The organism is Bradyrhizobium sp. NP1, assembly GCF_030378205.1.
Taxonomy (GTDB): domain Bacteria; phylum Pseudomonadota; class Alphaproteobacteria; order Rhizobiales; family Xanthobacteraceae; genus Bradyrhizobium.
Map to the genome: position 1 here is coordinate 6755204 of NZ_CP127385.1, position 14797 is coordinate 6770000.

At 63.1% G+C, this 14797-nt stretch carries 15 protein-coding genes; 7 read left to right on the forward strand and 8 right to left on the reverse strand.

The window, feature by feature from the left end; translation table 11 throughout:
• The first annotated feature begins 24 nt into the window (after window positions 1-24).
• Entirely contained in the window at window positions 25-960 is a 936-nt protein-coding gene (locus tag QOU61_RS32635) for a LysR family transcriptional regulator (RefSeq protein ID WP_289655291.1), read from the forward strand.
• Between the two features lie 79 nt (window positions 961-1039).
• Here QOU61_RS32635 and QOU61_RS32640 read toward each other — a convergent pair whose 3' ends face one another.
• Entirely contained in the window at window positions 1040-2212 is a 1173-nt protein-coding gene (locus QOU61_RS32640) for a hypothetical protein (RefSeq protein WP_289655292.1), read from the reverse strand.
• 111 nt (window positions 2213-2323) lie between these two features.
• On the opposite strand from QOU61_RS32640, the gene QOU61_RS32645 reads away from it, so the two are divergent.
• From QOU61_RS32645 to QOU61_RS32670, 6 genes are all read left to right on the forward strand, one after another.
• On the forward strand, window positions 2324-5083 hold the full coding sequence (locus tag QOU61_RS32645) for a xanthine dehydrogenase family protein molybdopterin-binding subunit (protein WP_289655293.1): 2760 nt from the start codon (window positions 2324-2326) through the stop codon (window positions 5081-5083).
• On the forward strand, window positions 5080-5595 hold the full coding sequence (locus tag QOU61_RS32650) for a (2Fe-2S)-binding protein (RefSeq protein WP_289655294.1): 516 nt from the start codon (window positions 5080-5082) through the stop codon (window positions 5593-5595). Before QOU61_RS32645 ends, QOU61_RS32650 begins: the two co-directional genes overlap by 4 nt.
• A 3-nt stretch (window positions 5596-5598) precedes the next feature.
• The gene (locus QOU61_RS32655) at window positions 5599-6213 is read left to right on the forward strand and encodes an Isoquinoline 1-oxidoreductase subunit (protein WP_289655295.1); all 615 of its coding nucleotides are present in this window, start codon (window positions 5599-5601) and stop codon (window positions 6211-6213) included.
• Between the two features lie 1005 nt (window positions 6214-7218).
• Window positions 7219-7461, forward strand: a complete 243-nt coding sequence (locus QOU61_RS32660) for a hypothetical protein (RefSeq protein ID WP_289655296.1) — start codon at window positions 7219-7221, stop codon at window positions 7459-7461.
• A 142-nt stretch (window positions 7462-7603) separates the two neighbouring features.
• Window positions 7604-7753, forward strand: coding sequence for a hypothetical protein (locus tag QOU61_RS32665; RefSeq protein WP_289655297.1), 150 nt, complete (start codon window positions 7604-7606; stop codon window positions 7751-7753).
• A 290-nt stretch (window positions 7754-8043) separates the two neighbouring features.
• Window positions 8044-8808: a hypothetical protein gene (locus QOU61_RS32670; protein ID WP_289655298.1), complete on the forward strand. Its 765-nt coding sequence runs from the start codon at window positions 8044-8046 to the stop codon at window positions 8806-8808.
• A 66-nt stretch (window positions 8809-8874) separates the two neighbouring features.
• Here QOU61_RS32670 and QOU61_RS32675 read toward each other — a convergent pair whose 3' ends face one another.
• The 7 genes from QOU61_RS32675 to QOU61_RS32705 all read right to left on the reverse strand — a co-directional run bounded on the left by QOU61_RS32675 (window position 8875) and on the right by QOU61_RS32705 (window position 14671).
• Window positions 8875-9096, reverse strand: a complete 222-nt coding sequence (locus QOU61_RS32675; RefSeq protein WP_289655299.1) for a hypothetical protein — start codon at window positions 9094-9096, stop codon at window positions 8875-8877.
• A gap of 108 nt (window positions 9097-9204) precedes the next feature.
• Entirely contained in the window at window positions 9205-9627 is a 423-nt protein-coding gene (locus tag QOU61_RS32680; protein WP_354142488.1) for a hypothetical protein, read from the reverse strand.
• Between the two features lie 414 nt (window positions 9628-10041).
• On the reverse strand, window positions 10042-10779 hold the full coding sequence (locus QOU61_RS32685; RefSeq protein WP_289655301.1) for an ABC transporter ATP-binding protein: 738 nt from the start codon (window positions 10777-10779) through the stop codon (window positions 10042-10044).
• Window positions 10766-11536 carry an ABC transporter ATP-binding protein gene (locus QOU61_RS32690; protein WP_289661996.1) on the reverse strand — a complete coding sequence of 257 codons (771 nt, stop codon included), beginning with the start codon at window positions 11534-11536 and terminating at the stop codon, window positions 10766-10768. Before QOU61_RS32690 ends, QOU61_RS32685 begins: the two co-directional genes overlap by 14 nt.
• On the reverse strand, window positions 11536-12531 hold the full coding sequence (locus QOU61_RS32695) for a branched-chain amino acid ABC transporter permease (protein WP_289655302.1): 996 nt from the start codon (window positions 12529-12531) through the stop codon (window positions 11536-11538). Before QOU61_RS32695 ends, QOU61_RS32690 begins: the two co-directional genes overlap by 1 nt.
• Before the next feature lies 1 nt (window position 12532).
• The gene (locus QOU61_RS32700; RefSeq protein WP_289655303.1) at window positions 12533-13405 is read right to left on the reverse strand and encodes a branched-chain amino acid ABC transporter permease; all 873 of its coding nucleotides are present in this window, start codon (window positions 13403-13405) and stop codon (window positions 12533-12535) included.
• A gap of 102 nt (window positions 13406-13507) precedes the next feature.
• Window positions 13508-14671: an ABC transporter substrate-binding protein gene (locus tag QOU61_RS32705; protein WP_289655304.1), complete on the reverse strand. Its 1164-nt coding sequence runs from the start codon at window positions 14669-14671 to the stop codon at window positions 13508-13510.
• Between the last annotated feature and the right edge of the window lie 126 nt (window positions 14672-14797).

Below are 14797 nucleotides of genomic sequence, written 5' to 3' on the forward strand. Positions count from 1 at the left end.
ATTGATGCAGAAACGGAATGAATGATGAGCCGCCATCGACGCATCGCCGAACGCCGGTTCGACGTCGGGCTGAAGCATATCCGCGCGGTGAACTCGGTTGCGACCTATGGCAGCTTCACCGCCGCGGCCGCCGATCTCGGCATGACGCAATCCGCGGTCAGCCGGCTCGTGATCCAGCTGGAGAAGCAGCTCGGCGTGTCGCTGTTCCTGAGGTCGACCCGCAATGTCGTGCTGACCGCGCCCGGCCGCGAATTCACCGCATCGACGCGCCGCTTCATCGATGATCTCGACATCCAGGTCAACAATGCCCGCGCGCTCGGCGGGCAGATCCGCGGACGGCTGATCATCTCCTGCCTGCTGTCGATCACGCATCACGTGGTTCCTGATGCGGTGCTGAAATATCGCAAGGCGCATCCAGGCGTCGAGGTCCACCTTCGCGAGGGGCTGGGCAGCGAGGTTCACGAGGACGTTCGCAGCGGCTTCGCCGATTTCGGCGTCGGCAACGTCACCGGCCTCGGCCAGGAGGTCGTCACCGAGGAGATCGTTCAGGAATCCTGCTTCGCGGTGCTGCCCTCCACACATCCGCTGCGCCGGAGGAATGCGCTGAGCCTCCGCGAGATGAGGGACGAACCGTTCGTGTCGTTGCCGACCGCGGCCGGCCTGCGGCGGCAGATCGACGTCGCCGCCGCCGACCAGGGGATTGCGCTCAAGCACACGACCGTCGTCGAGCAGTTCGGGACGCTGTTCGATTTTGTCGCGGCCGACGTCGGGATCGCGATCGTGCCGGCCTCGGCACTGCCGCGCCGCCCGCCGCCCGGCGTCGTCATCAAGAAGCTGGTGTCGCCGCCGCTGGTGCGGCGGGTCGGCATCCTGCGCCTGAGAAACCGTCCGCTGACCCCGGCAGCGACCGGCTTCCTGAACATCTTCCGGCCGCTGTTCCTGAGCGCATCCAGGCGGTGATGCGCGGGGCCGACGCCGTCCGACGGATCGTCGGCGCTCGGGGTCAGATCAGCTACGGCTCAGCAACCGCGGAAGGATTTCACTTCGCGGCCGGAAGGTCGGCAAGCGACGCGGGGCCCGGGCCGGGCGTGATCAGCGTCGGCCACTGCTTCGACCCGAACGGCACGACCGGCGGCAGGAACGGCGTGGCGCCGCGCTTCCTGCTTTCGTCGATGATGGCCTGACGGGCGTCGCCGCCCATCAATTCATAGTCCATCAGGTGGTAGCTGCCGAAGAAGGCCGCACCGACGGAGCGATCGGCGATGATGCGGGTCAGCGATTCCAGCATGTCCTCCGGGGTCGTCGTGAACGAAATCGTCTCGATCAGCATCAGCCGGTCGTTGATCGCGTCGGGACCGAAGAATTGCGCCAGCACGCTGAACAGCACGTTGTTCTGCCTGGCGACATAGATCGTGTTGCTCGCGGCATAGGTCCTGTCCCAGGCGTCGCCGAGCTGTTTCTTCCAGTCGGCGAGCACGCCCATCCAGTGCGCCACCTGGGTCTGCGCCGCCCAGGCGATGTTCTTCTTCAGAAGCGGCGCCTGCCTGGCGGCGAATGCCTCCAGCGCCGCGGTCGTGATCACGCCCTTGCCGGCACACTCATCCATGAAGGCGACGTTGTTGCGCAGGATCGCGCGGTTGTTCTCCTTCCAGTCCGCCGGCATGTCGGTGGCGTCGATCCCGTTCAGGGCCGACTGCATCTGGCTGCGATAGGAAAGCAGCGAAGCGCGCCAGGACGTATCGGCCGCATTCTCGAGATACGGCATCACGATCTCGGCCAGCGCCATGGTGCTGTGCCCGACCGATTTCTGCAGCTGATAGGCGACCGGCACCGACGGCGCCTCGAGCGGCGGCATGCCGGGGCGATACAGGATGAAGCGGCCGCCCGAGCCCGAGAACAGTGCGAGGATGACGGGATGCTTCGCCAGCAGGTTTCGCCGGAACACCGCGCCGGCATTGGCGTAGAGCTGGAACATGCTGGTGTTGAGCGCCAGCACGTCAGCATTGGCGATGCCGGCCGCATTCGCCGAGGTACGGCCCGCGATCGGCGCCATGTAGGACGGCAGCTCCTCAGATTGTGCGGCAGCCATCGACCCCGCGAACATCAGCGATGCCATGACGAGGGAAAGACAGCGCTTCGAGATGGAGCCGTTTCTCGCGAAGGTATCCGGCTGTGGCGATGTGTCCACGCTGGGTCCAAGGATGTTGTGCATTTTGGTTTCTTGTCCGCCCTGCAATGGTTCTTTTACGAATCGCCGTGCAGTGATTCTTTTACGGGCTGTCGCGGCGGCAGCAATGCCGCTGTGACCGGGGGCGAGAAAACAATGTGGACATCGCGACGCGCGTTCGTGAAGCTGGCGGCGAGCGGTATCGCGTGCAGCGTGTCGTCTCTCGCCTTCGCGCAACAACCCGAATTCGACGCGCGCGAGACGTTGCCGGGGCGCGCCAATCCCGCTGCCGCCGGCCGCATCGACGGCGTCGCCAAGGTGACGGGCGCCAAGCTCTACGCCTCGGATTTTCGCGCTGCCGACCTTCCCGGCTGGCCGGCGCAAACGTCGCACGCCATGCTGATCCGCGCGCCCGACGCCACTCACGTCTATACCGGCCTCGATCTGGCGCGGCTGGCCGGCCGCGCAAAACCGTCCGTGGTGGTGACGTCGGCCGACCTCGCCCGCGCCGCGATCCGCGTGCCAGCGTTCTATGCCGGCGATCTGTTTTGTCCGGTCGGCCGGACGCCGCTCTACCTCGGCCAGCCGGTGGCGCTGCTGATCTTCGAGACCTTCGAGGCCTTCGATTCCGCACGGACCGCGTTGCGCGACGGATCCTTCGTCCAGTTCGGGGAGGAAACCGGCGCGGTCGCGATGCCCGACTATGGCGCCTTCCGCTTCACGCGCGTCGCGGGTCCGACGTCCGACGCACCCGATGTCTATTCGCCGCTGAAGGCGGGCTGGGTGAGCCCCGCCCATGTGCAGAACTCGGAGCGGCCGGTGTGGACGGCTTCCGCAGCGCCGGCCACGAGCGCCTACGCGCAAGCCGCCGTCCATGGCGAACAGATCCGCGCCGAACTGGCCGCGGACGACCCGGCGCTGCTGGTGCTGGAGCGCGCATTCGAAACCCAATCGGTCGACCCGATGTTCCTGGAGCCCGAGTGCGGGCTTGCCTGGTATGAGACAAGCCGCAGGAATCTCGAGCTCGTCCTGGGCGTGCAATCGCCGTATGAAACCACGGAGTCTGTTGCGTTCCTGCTGGGCCAGGCGGCGCCCGCCTACAAGCCTGCGCGGATCAACACGCATTTCGCCCATGTCGGCGGCGGTTTCGGCGGCCGCGACCACACGCCGTTTCCGCTCTATGTCGCGCTTGCCGCGATGTTCTTCCCGAACCGTCCGGTGCGGCTTGCGCATGACCGCTACCAGCAATTCCAGGGCGGCATCAAGCGGCATCCGTTCAGGATACGCACGCGCATCGGGGTCGATCGCGCGAGCGGCCGGATCCGCGCGCTGGCCGCCGATCATGTGCTCGACGGCGGCGGCCTCGCCAATTATTCCGAGAGCGTCGCGGTGGTCGCGGCCACCGGCGCGCTCGGCATCTATGACGTCCCGAAAGCCGATGTCACCACCGTCGCGCTGCATTCGCGCGGCGTCACGGCGGGTTCGATGCGCGGCTACGGCACGCTGCAGACGATGACCGCGCTGGAGGTGCTGGTCGACGAGGTGGCGGCGGCGCTGCCGCTCGATCCGATCGAGTTCCGCCGGCGCAACGCGCTCAGGACCGGCGGGCGCACCCTCACGGGCAATCCCTATTTCGTGCCGGTGCGCACCCCGGAGATCCTGGACCGGCTGGAGAACCATCCGATCTGGCGGCAGCGCGCCGAAGCAAAGGCGCGTGCGACGCGCGAGATCGCCATCGGCACCGGCGTTGCCTGCGTGACCAAGGATTACGGCTCGGGTGCCGACTGCGCGCTCGGGCGCGTGGAAATCGACCCCGTGGGGCGGGTTTCCATCCATTGCGATCACGTCGAAATGGGCAACGGCATCGGCACGGCGCTGGCGAACCGCGTCGCAATCCATCTCGGCGCCGTCGCCGATGAGGTTGCGGTTGCCCGCACCGATACGTTCGGCGCGCTCGCGCTCGTGACCCATGGCGATCCCTACACCATGACGCAGGCGGACCAGGACGCCGCTCAGCGCAATCCGCGCTGGGTGCCGGCGATCAGTTCACCGACCAGCGCCTCGATCGGCGCGCATGTCGGAACGCATGCGGCGGCCGAGGCCGCGCGCGTCATCTTCCGCTTCGGCCTTTGGCCGGCCGCCTTGAAACTGTGGCAGATCGCGGCGACGGATCGGCGCACCGGGCAATGGGCCGCGGCGCGCTGGAAGGATGGCGAGCTGGTGATGCCCGGGCTCAGGCCATTGCCGCTGGCTGACGTCGCGGCGCAGGCGCATGCGATGAATGCCGTCACCGGAGCGATGGCGCATGGGTTTTCGCGCTGGTCATGGGCGCAGGCCGGCTTCAGGATCGGCAGCGAGCCCTGGACCGCCGCCATCGATGCGCTTGCGGTGCGCCGGGGCGGCGGAGCGTTCATGCGGCTGGACCGCGCAAACGTGAAATATCCGCCGACCGACTATAACCGGATCGGCACCAGCTTCACCTCGCTCTGCGGCACGCTGGTGCGCGTCGAGATCACGCGCGCGACCGGGGCGCTGCGCATCGCCAGGGCCTACAGCGTCTTCGAATGCGGCAACGCGCTGGTGCCCGAGGTCGTGATCGGACAGGCACAGGGCGGCTTCGCCATGGGCGTCGGCTATGCGCTGCTCGAATCGCTGCCGCCCTACGAAGGCGGCCCCGGCGACGGACAATGGAATCTCGGACGATACCTGGTCGCGCGCGGCTCCGATTTGCCGCTGCGCGATCTCGAGGTCGAAATCCTTCCGCCGCTTTCGCCGGACGAGCCGCCGAAGGGCATGGCGGAGGTCGTCATGATCCCCGTCGTGCCGGCGCTTCTGAACGCGATCTTCGACGCGACCGGCCGCCGCTTCCAGTCGCTGCCGGTGACGGAGGATAGCCTCAAGGGAGCGCTGGCGTGACGACTTTCAGCATCACCATCAATGGCCGCGCCTACGGCCCGGCCGAGATCAGCGACGATCTCTCGATGAATGATTTTCTTCGCGAGCACCTCGGCCTGACCGGCACCAAGTTCGGCTGCGGCGCCGGACAATGCCTGAGCTGCGCCGTGATCGTCGACGACGCCGACGGCGCCAGCTACACCAGCCCGACCTGCATTGCCGCCGCCGCGAGCTTCAACGGCAAGGCCATCCGCACGGTCGAAGGTCATGCGAAGGACGGACAATTGTCCGTGCTGCAAAAGGCCTTCATCGTCCATTTCGCGTTTCAGTGCGGCTATTGCACCGCGGGCTTCCTCAACGAGGCGCAGGTGCTGCTCGAGCGTCTTGCGAAAAAGCCGATTCCCCGCGCCGAGCTCGAAAAAACCGTCGCCGAGGCGCTGGACGGCCATCTCTGCCGCTGCACCGGCTACATCAAATATCATGAAGCGGTGCTTGACGTGATCCTCGCTGATCCAAAACGCTACCTGGCTTGATCGATGAAATCCGACACAGGCGTCAAACTTCTCATCGCGGCCGCGGCGCTACTTGCAAGCGCGCTGTCGACGTCAGCGGTCTCGCTGCTTCCGTCGAACGGCCTTGCTGCGCCGGAAAATTTTGCGACGATCGAGGATACCGAAGCGAGGTCGGCGGCGTTGTTCGGCGAGCTTGCCAAGGTGCTGACGCACCCGCGCTGCGTCAACTGTCATCCGGCCGGCGATCGGCCGCGCCAGGGCGACATGATGCGGCTGCATCAGCCGCCCGTGGAGCGCGGGGCTGACGGCCACGGCCTTGCCGCGATGCGCTGTTCGAGCTGCCATCGCGAGACCAATTTCGATCCCGCCCGCGTGCCCGGCGATCCCAACTGGCATCTCGCGCCGCGCGAGATGGCATGGGAAAACAGGACCGCAAGCGAGATCTGCGCCCAGATCAAGGACCCCGCGCGCAACGGCGGCCGTTCTCTGGAGGAGATCGCGACCCATATCGGCAGCGATCACCTGGTCGGCTGGGCATGGCAGCCGGGCGCCGGCCGTCAGTCCGCGCCCGGCACACAAGCGGCGGCCGGAGCACTGGTTGACGCCTGGGTGAAGAGCGGAGCGGCCTGCCCGAAATAGCGGGCACCCCGATTGGGACCGCCCGGTTCACTGAAATCAAGGCGGCCCCGGCCGACCATTTGAAATTGCCCGTCAACCGAAGCCATAGCCAGCGGACGCGACCATAACGCGCCGCAAAATCGCTGTCGCTTCGTCGAACGGCTATTCTCGAATGGGAGCGATTCAGAACGAAGTCCGCCTGCCGATGGTCGGGCAGCGCCTGGAAGGCAATTTCCCGGCGATGATCTCGCCGATGTGACCGATCGTGAAGCTGCCGCAAGCTTGGGATCGCGGCGGTCCGCAACCACATGACGGCTGGCGGGCAATTGCATTCGCAGCCCCTCAGAGCCGCCCGCTGAAGCGGTCCCAGCACGCCGTCGCGTCCCCCCCGTTGTGCGACGCTGGGACCGTTTCCCTGCGGCCCGGCCGGCGCAGCATGTGATCAGCTTGAGCGGACGCCGGTACGTGAATGGGAGCAGTGCGATGCGTCCAGCGCTGACGTTTGGTGTCCTGGCTCTTGATTTGGTGATCATGTTGTGGGCTCCCGCTGATGCCGCCCCGGCGCACCGCGCGACAGCGCACCTGCGCGCGCGCCAACACCTCATCATTCGTCCGAGCCAAGGCGCGACCGCGCCTGCGCACTTCGCGGTCCCGGGCTGGACGGACGAACAGACGCAGCGCTGGCTAGATGCGCCCACCTCGTGCGAGGGCTGCGGATAGCACGCGGCGCAACGCGCGCGATGATGGGACGCTGACTTGGCGCTCGATGCCACGACAAGCGTAGCTTTTGCCGAGCGATCCTTTCCGCCGCGGTTGTGGCTGAGATCCGGGCGCGCGTCCAATGGCGCAAGCAGTGCGCGATGGAAAACGACCTCGCCTGCATTCGTCGGTTGCGGTCAAATGCCCTCCGGCCGGCCAAGTAACGCCCACAAAACGCCCGAAAAAGCGCAGCAGATCGTTTTTCCTAGATCTGTCGACTTTGGGGGGCTCGGGGCTTTTCATCACGTACCTTGGGGAGGGATTGTGATGGACCTACGTGAGCACTCGCTGGAAGGCCGTGAATCACCAACCTGCCCGAACTGCGGCAACGAGATGCAGTTGTACCGGTCGGAGCTCGTCAAATTTGTTCCGGTGACCAACCTGCATTTGTTCAACTGTCCGACCTGCCTTCTGTTCGCGGAGTCAGAAAGCGCGCAGCGCGGGCCGGTTTGGGTGCGCGCTGACAAGCTCGCCGCGCCGTGCTTCAGGTTTTTTGCGCCGGCGGCTTAGACCTTGCGGACTGCCAATCGGGTCCGAGACCGGCTTGCCCACAGGTGCCCTGCTGCGGTCCCCATCTCGGTGAGACCCAACGCAACCCGTGCGGCCGGCGCAAAATCGGATAGAATGCGTACCTGGTCTTTGGCGGTCGCTCATGACTGCTCTGGGTGTCGCGTTCCTCGTCGTCGGCGTCGCACTGGTTTGCGGCGGGCTCATTTTGCGGCCCGCGGCGCCGGAGACAAACGATGAGAAGAGCGAGGAGGAGCGCGACGACGGCGACGAACGGCAGATGCCTGAACGGTGATGCGGCAGCGATCTCGCCAAAGCCATCTCGCAGGCCATATTCGATGATGATTTGATCGATGATGACTTGCGCGGCCACAATCGATCGCTTGCGTGCACCGATCGCCACTCCATTCGCACGCGCAGGCCCCCAAATCTGGGCAATCGGATTCCGAACCGGTTCCCTTTCGCGTGGCCGCACGGTCGCGGCCCCAGTGAAACCAAAATTTCTCCCAAATCGGGTCGGCGATGGTCGCTTTTGGACCTCGATACCGGGCTACCGGTTGGACAGGACAACAAGAGGAGGTGTCAGTGTCGACCAAAGACGGTTTCACTCCCGACCATCCCTTGCCGCTCTTTCTCTCCGACCAGGCGGATGAAGAGGTACAGCGGGGTCCGTCGCGACTCCTCAAGGCGAGCACCGCGGTCATGGCGGCGGCCGTGATTTGTGTCGCCGTGGCCCTGGCACTGGGAAATCCGGCGAAGGTCGTTGCCGACCTCACGGCCTCGCTGACCGACGTTTCGGCGCTAAAGGCTGACGCCGATCAGTCGACGCCAACAATTCAATCAACCGCTGACACTCAGGCTTTGCAGCCGACGGCGAGGGACGCGCCAGCGCGCGACGAGACTTCCGCCAATTCCGATGCCGTCGCGCAGAGCCAGCCGGAAACCGGCGAGGCGCCGTCGGGAGCGCTGTTGAAGCAGTTTCAGAATTGGGCAGCCGAGCAGGACGCAAAGACGCAGGCCCAGCCTGCGCCGGATGCGCGGGCGCAGGCCGAACCCATAGAGTCTGTTCCGGACGCGCGCGCGCCGGTCGAGCCTGTGCAGGCTGCACAGGATAAATCGGAACAGAACCTGCAAAATGCTGAAGCACCGGTCCGACCGGTCAAGCGGCACCGAAGGGCCCAGCCCGTCCAGAATGCGCGGGCGGAGATAAGGTCGCCACGTCCCCAGACAAGGATTCCGCGTCATCAAGCGCCGCGGGCAGAGGTGCGCCCGGCGCAGGCACAGGAGCAGGCGGGGCCCTATGGCCAGCCGCCATCGTTCCTGCAAAGCCTCGGCCTTCGCGATTACTAATGCGGTCGTTCGGAGTTTCTCCTGATTGCGCGTTCGCCAGGAGAACTTCCGAGCCAAACCGCACTTTCATTCGTCCTCCTCCTCGTCTTCCTCATCGTCGGCTTCTTCGAGTTCCTCGAGCGCGCCGTCGATCACCTCGATCGCCTGCTGCACCTCGATGAGGCCTTTGATGGCGGTTTCAGTCTCTCCGCGCTTGTAACCAGCCGCGATGACTTCGGCCCAGTTGTAGCGCAACTCGATGAGAACCTTGCGCGCCTTGGTCAGGTTGTCGTGATCGTCATCGGCCATGGCTATTCCTTTCAGCTTTCTCGGCCGAACGGAGTAGCAGCAGCGCATGTCGCTCGTATGTCGATGGAGCGGCGCTATTCTGCCTGAAGCGCGCCTGCTCGTCGCGCGTCAGCGGCGAGCGCCGAAGGCGAACGGAGAAGCGCCGGGCAGCGAGAGCGAATTGATGTTGCCGGCCGGCTGTTGGGCGTAGCCGACCCCGAGCGACAGGCTGACATTCGATGTCGGCTGGAACTCGACGCCTGCATGCGCGCCATAGCCGGTCACCGCATTGGAGGCGGAGTCAGACGCAAAGGGACTGCCGATACCGGGATTGTATTTCAGGGTGTCGAAGCCGGCATAGACCGTGACGGGCAGCGCCCCCACGCCCTTGAAGTTGTAGCCGAACTGCACGCCGTCGTAGGCGAGCGAGGGGATGTTGGTGAGCGCTCCGCTCAGCCCCGTGCTGCCGCCTTCGCCGCCGCCAGACCAGCCGTCCTGAAAATGGGTGCGCGCGTAGGAAAAGCCGGCGCCTTTCGCGTCACCGCTGTCCAAGCCCGGACCGTTGCCGAAAGCGTTCGCACTCGAAGCGGCGGACAGGCTGCCGCCGAAGCCGATGGGCCAGTTCGGCATCCAATAGGCGAAAGGCGCGGACTGGGCATGAGCGGCTCGCCCGGCCAGACAAAGCGCCGCCAGGACGAATACGAGACCTAATTTGCCAGAGGACATGGACATAAGCGCGACCACCAAATTCTTCGAAATTATACCCGTCCGGCCGTGGGAGCGCCAGTGACCTGGCCGTCGTGATCGATGCTGGCCAAGATGTTCGAGAAGATCCCGGCGATGGCGGGTCCGAGGTCTTGAGCCCCGGATCGACGCCTTTCCCTGCCGAGCACGAGATCGATCGTGTGCGCGGCAATCCCCCGATCGGCCTGGTGGCGGCTGCTTGTCCCGGTATTTCAGTGCGCTCTATTCCAACCGATCATGATCCTCGCCGCTGAACCCAAAATAGGCTTCCTGAATATAAGCATCGTCGCGGAGAGCGGCGGCGCTCGCGGACATTTTCAGCTTTCCGATCTCGATGACGATCCCGCGATCTGCGAAGCTTAGAGCCCAACGCGAGTTCTGCTCCGCAACAAGCACAGCAATGCCTTCCTTGGATCGTATCGCTTTCACCACCTCGCCAATGCGCTGAACGACAACGGGCGCAAGGCCGAGCGAGGGTTCATCGAGCAGCAACAGTTGAGGGCGTCCCATCAGTGCGCGGCCAATCGCCAGCATCTGCTGCTCTCCGCCGCTCAGGCTTGCGGCCAATTGCGACGCCCGCTCCGACAAGCGCGGAAAATAGGAATGAATTTCCTCAAGCCGACTCGCGATCGTGTTTTTGTCGGTCCGATACGCGCCAGCCAGCAAATTTTCCCGCACCGTAAATTCCGGGAAGACGCGCCGGCCCTCGGGCGACAAGCCGATCCCGTGCCGCGCGATCTCGGAAGGACGACGGCCAGTGATGGGCTTTCCCTGGAAGGTGATCGTGCCGGAATGAACCGGCGCCATTCCCATAATCGCCTTCACGATGGTGCTCTTACCCGCGCCATTGGACCCAACGAGCGCGACGATCTCACCTTTTTTCACATCCAGGCGCATCGACTCCACGGCCTGGACATGACCGTAGAGAACCTTGATGTCGTTGACCTCAAGCAGGCTCATCGACATGTCCAAGGTAAGCATCCATCACGCGCGGATCCTTAAAGACATCCCGCGGCGCCCCCATTGCGAGTTCCTGGCCATGATGCAGAACGACCACGCGGCTGCACAGCGCCAGGACAAAACGCATGTTGTGATCGACGATCAGAATGCTCACGCCGCGTTGATTGATATTCCGTATCACGCCCACCAAATGCCTTGCTTCCTGCCCGTTCAGTCCTGCGGCAGGCTCATCGAGCATGATCAACTTCGGATCTGCCGCCAAGGCAATGGCGAGACCAACAAGCTTTTGATGACCATACGGCAAGGTTGCCGCTTTGACATCGGCCAGTTCCTGCAGATTCAACTGAAGCAGAATTTTGTTCACCCGCTCTTCCGCGACCGCGCGGCGTCTACGCAAAGCGGCACCATCCCACAGCGATGACCAAAGATCTCTGTAGACGACCGAAAACGCTCCGCGCAAAACATTTTCGCGAACCGTCCTTGTGCCGAACAGGTTCACGTTCTGAAACGTCCGCAGCAATCCCCGACGAACCAATTCATGGCAGGAATATTTCAGGACCTGTTCGCCATCGAAATGGACAGAGCCGGCCGTTGCCGGTATCGCGCCCGAGATCAAATTGATCGCCGTGCTTTTGCCTGCACCATTCGGGCCAATGAGCCCAACAATTTCATGCTGCCCGATGTCAAATGTCAGATCAGATAATGCATCGACGCTGCCATAACGTTTTTTGAGACCCCGGACCGAGAGTAGCGCCATCACGACCCCGCTCGCATTCGCGCGACAGCCATATCGCGCAGCTTCGTCCCAAGTTCAGCAAGCCCGCCGGGGAAGAAGCGCATGACGCAGATCAGCGCGATACCGTACAAAATCCATTGCAGCTCGACCCATTGTCTTAGCAGCTCCGGCAATGCCACGATAAATATCGTGCCAATGATTGGCCCCCATAGACTATGCGTTCCTCCAATGACGTTCATGACGAGAAAATTGAGCGACTCTGAAAAGGAAAACGATTGCGGCGCAATGAAGCGAATGAAATGCGCCGTCAAACTGCCCTGAAGACCAGCGAGCACACAGCCGATGATAAAGACCGTGATCTTGACCCGATAGACGGGAACGCCCGTGGCCGCGGCCAGCGTCTCACTTTCCCCGATGGCGTCCATCGCCTGCCCGAATTCAGATTTCATCAGACGAAGCGAGAAGACGAGCGACGCCGCGGCGACGGCCAGAGCCAAATAATAATAATGAAACGGAGACGAGAAGAACGCAGACGGCGACGGGATGCGTGAAATCCCATCGGATCCACCCGTGATAGCGCTCCATTCGACGAAAACGAGGCGGACAATTTCTCCAAGCGTAAATGTGATGAGGACAAAGTAGACCCCGCGCAGCCGCAGAATAATGGGGCCGACGACGGCAGCCACCAATCCCGCCGCCATTCCGGCCGCCGCGAACGCAAGCCAGAACGATATGCCAAACCTGGTGGTCAGCAGCGCCGAAACATATCCGCCGATTCCGACAAAAGCTGCCTGCCCCAAAGGGATCAGGCCGGTGCGCATGATCAGATGCATGCCGAAGCCGCCGACCAGATAGAGGAAGACGACCGTCGCGATGTACACGAGGAAGCTGTCGGGGTTCCAAAGCGGCAATAATGCAAGGAGGAGCAAAACGCCGACCGCTGACGCCCAGGCCAGGAAGGCGCGATGGTTTCGCATCTCCTCGCCTGCCAAAATCCTATCGGCTGTCGTGGTCATGCTAGGCGCGTCCAAACCGGCCGAGCAGGCCGTTGGGCCGCCACAACAGCAGCAGGATAATGCCTCCGAAGGAAGCAAATTGCGCGATCGACGCGCCGTAAAGCGTGCTCAAGATACTTTCGCTCATTCCCAACAAAAGACCGCCGAGGGCAGCGCCCGGAATGCTGCCCAACCCGCCGAGGATGACGACGATAAAGCCCTTGGTAAGCGGCATTTGCCCTATAAACGGTGACAGCGCGTAAAGCTGACTGAGCAGACCACCAGCCAAAGCCGCCATAACGGTCGCGACAAAAAATGCGGTTCGATAGACCAGGCGCGTATCCATTCCTTGCGCCTCCGCGATCTCAATATCTTGTGCAACCGCCCGCATCGCGAGGCCGATGCGGCTGAACTGCAGCAGAGCCCAAAACAAGCAAAGCGTCACCGCCGCCACCAGCACGACGACGACCCGATCTTGGGAAATCACGACACTCCCGAATGAACAGATGTCCGTGAATGCGCTTGGGATCGAGCGTTGATAAGGTCCCCAGAGCCAAACACCTGAGGATGTCAAAGCAACGGAAAGCCCAAGCGTCGCGATCATGCCCGGCATCTCGCGTTGATAGAAGTGCCGATAAACCACACGCTCCAGGACCAGGCCGGAAGCACCAACCGTAATCGCACCGGCCGCCAGTGCGGGCAGAAATGGCAGACCTAGCGTGGTGAACCAGAACAGCGTGGCAAAACCGCCCAACATGGCGAATTCGCCATGGGCAAAATTGACGATGCGCATGATTCCAAAAATCAGCGTGAATCCAAGCGCCACGAGAATATAGATGGCCCCGAGAGACAGACCGTTAATTCCGATTTGCGCGATCAGGGCCGACGAGGACATCTTCTCTCAATCCGTTGAAACGGGCCGCATAACCATCCGGCGGGTTTGCACAAGGTCCACAGCGCGCCTTGATTTTTCCGGCGCGCCGCGGATCGGGGAGAACTACGGCTGCAAGCGTGCGACGTAGTCGGGCTTTCCACCCTTTATCTCCACCACATAAAAAGCCGTCAGCAGCTGATGGTCGATGCCGTAGGCTTCCTTGCCGGCCCAGCGAACCGGGCCATACATCGTGTCGTATCCGCCAAGCTTCTCAAGCTGATCGCTCACCGCCGACTTGTCGAGGCTGCCGGCGCGCCTCATCGCCTCAAACAGCAACTGCGCGGCGTTGTAGAACAGGGGCGCGTAGGTCGTGATCGGCGTGGAGAAGCGCGCGCGATACTTTTTCACGAAATCCTGCATGCTCGCGGCATTGGGGTCAAAATTCTCGAACGACAGGAAGCCCTCCGACAACGGCCCCGCGATCCTGATGACTTCCTCGATGCTGGGGCCGCCCGTCTGAATGATCGTCCCCTTGAATCCGAGCTGACGGGCTTGTTTGACCATCAGGCCTGCTTCAGCCAGCGCATTGGAATCAAGCTCGAACACATCAACGCCGGCCTTCATCATTCGCGTGATCAGAGCGATGAAATCGTTGACGCCACGCTCATACGTCTCCTTGAAGACGACCTCGAACCCCTGTTTCGGATAGGCATCCGTCAGCACCTTGATCGCAAACTGGCCGGTCGCGTCATTGGGGCTGATGATGCCGACACGCTTGGCATCCGGCACCCGCTCTCTCAGCCATTTGACAATCGCGGGCGCAATTTCCACGGTCGTGATGTTGACGCGGAAATTGAACTTGCTTTCCGGCGTGAGGATCTTGTCGGAAAATCCATTGGAGACAACGAGAGCCTTGTCGGGCGACGTCACGCCGAGAGCGCCGAGCACAGAGGCCGAACCGATTGGGCCGATGATGAATTTCGCTTTGTCGACGTTGATCAAGCGCGTGGCGGCCGTCGTCCCGCCCTGGGCGGTGTATTGATCGTCGTACAGGACAAGCTTTGGCGTATGCGTTTCACTTCCGACCTTGAGACCACCCGCCTCATTCACCTCCGCTATCGCAAGTTCGACGCCTTGCTTCAACGCGATGCCCCACTCCGTTCCTCCACCGGACATCGGTGCGATCGCGCCGATCACGAGATCGGCTGCTCTTGCTTGAAATCCTCCGCTCAGAACCGCAAGCGAAGCAAGCATTCCGAGAAAGAGCTTTCTGATGATCTGGATCACTTCAAATCCCCCCATTTGTGTTCTGATTTTTTATGCTCTTGCGCGCGTGCCCGGCCTTGTCGCAAGACGGCCGTTGCACGGCGATGACTAACGGAATATGCGAGAGCCGCCACGAGAGATGGTTCG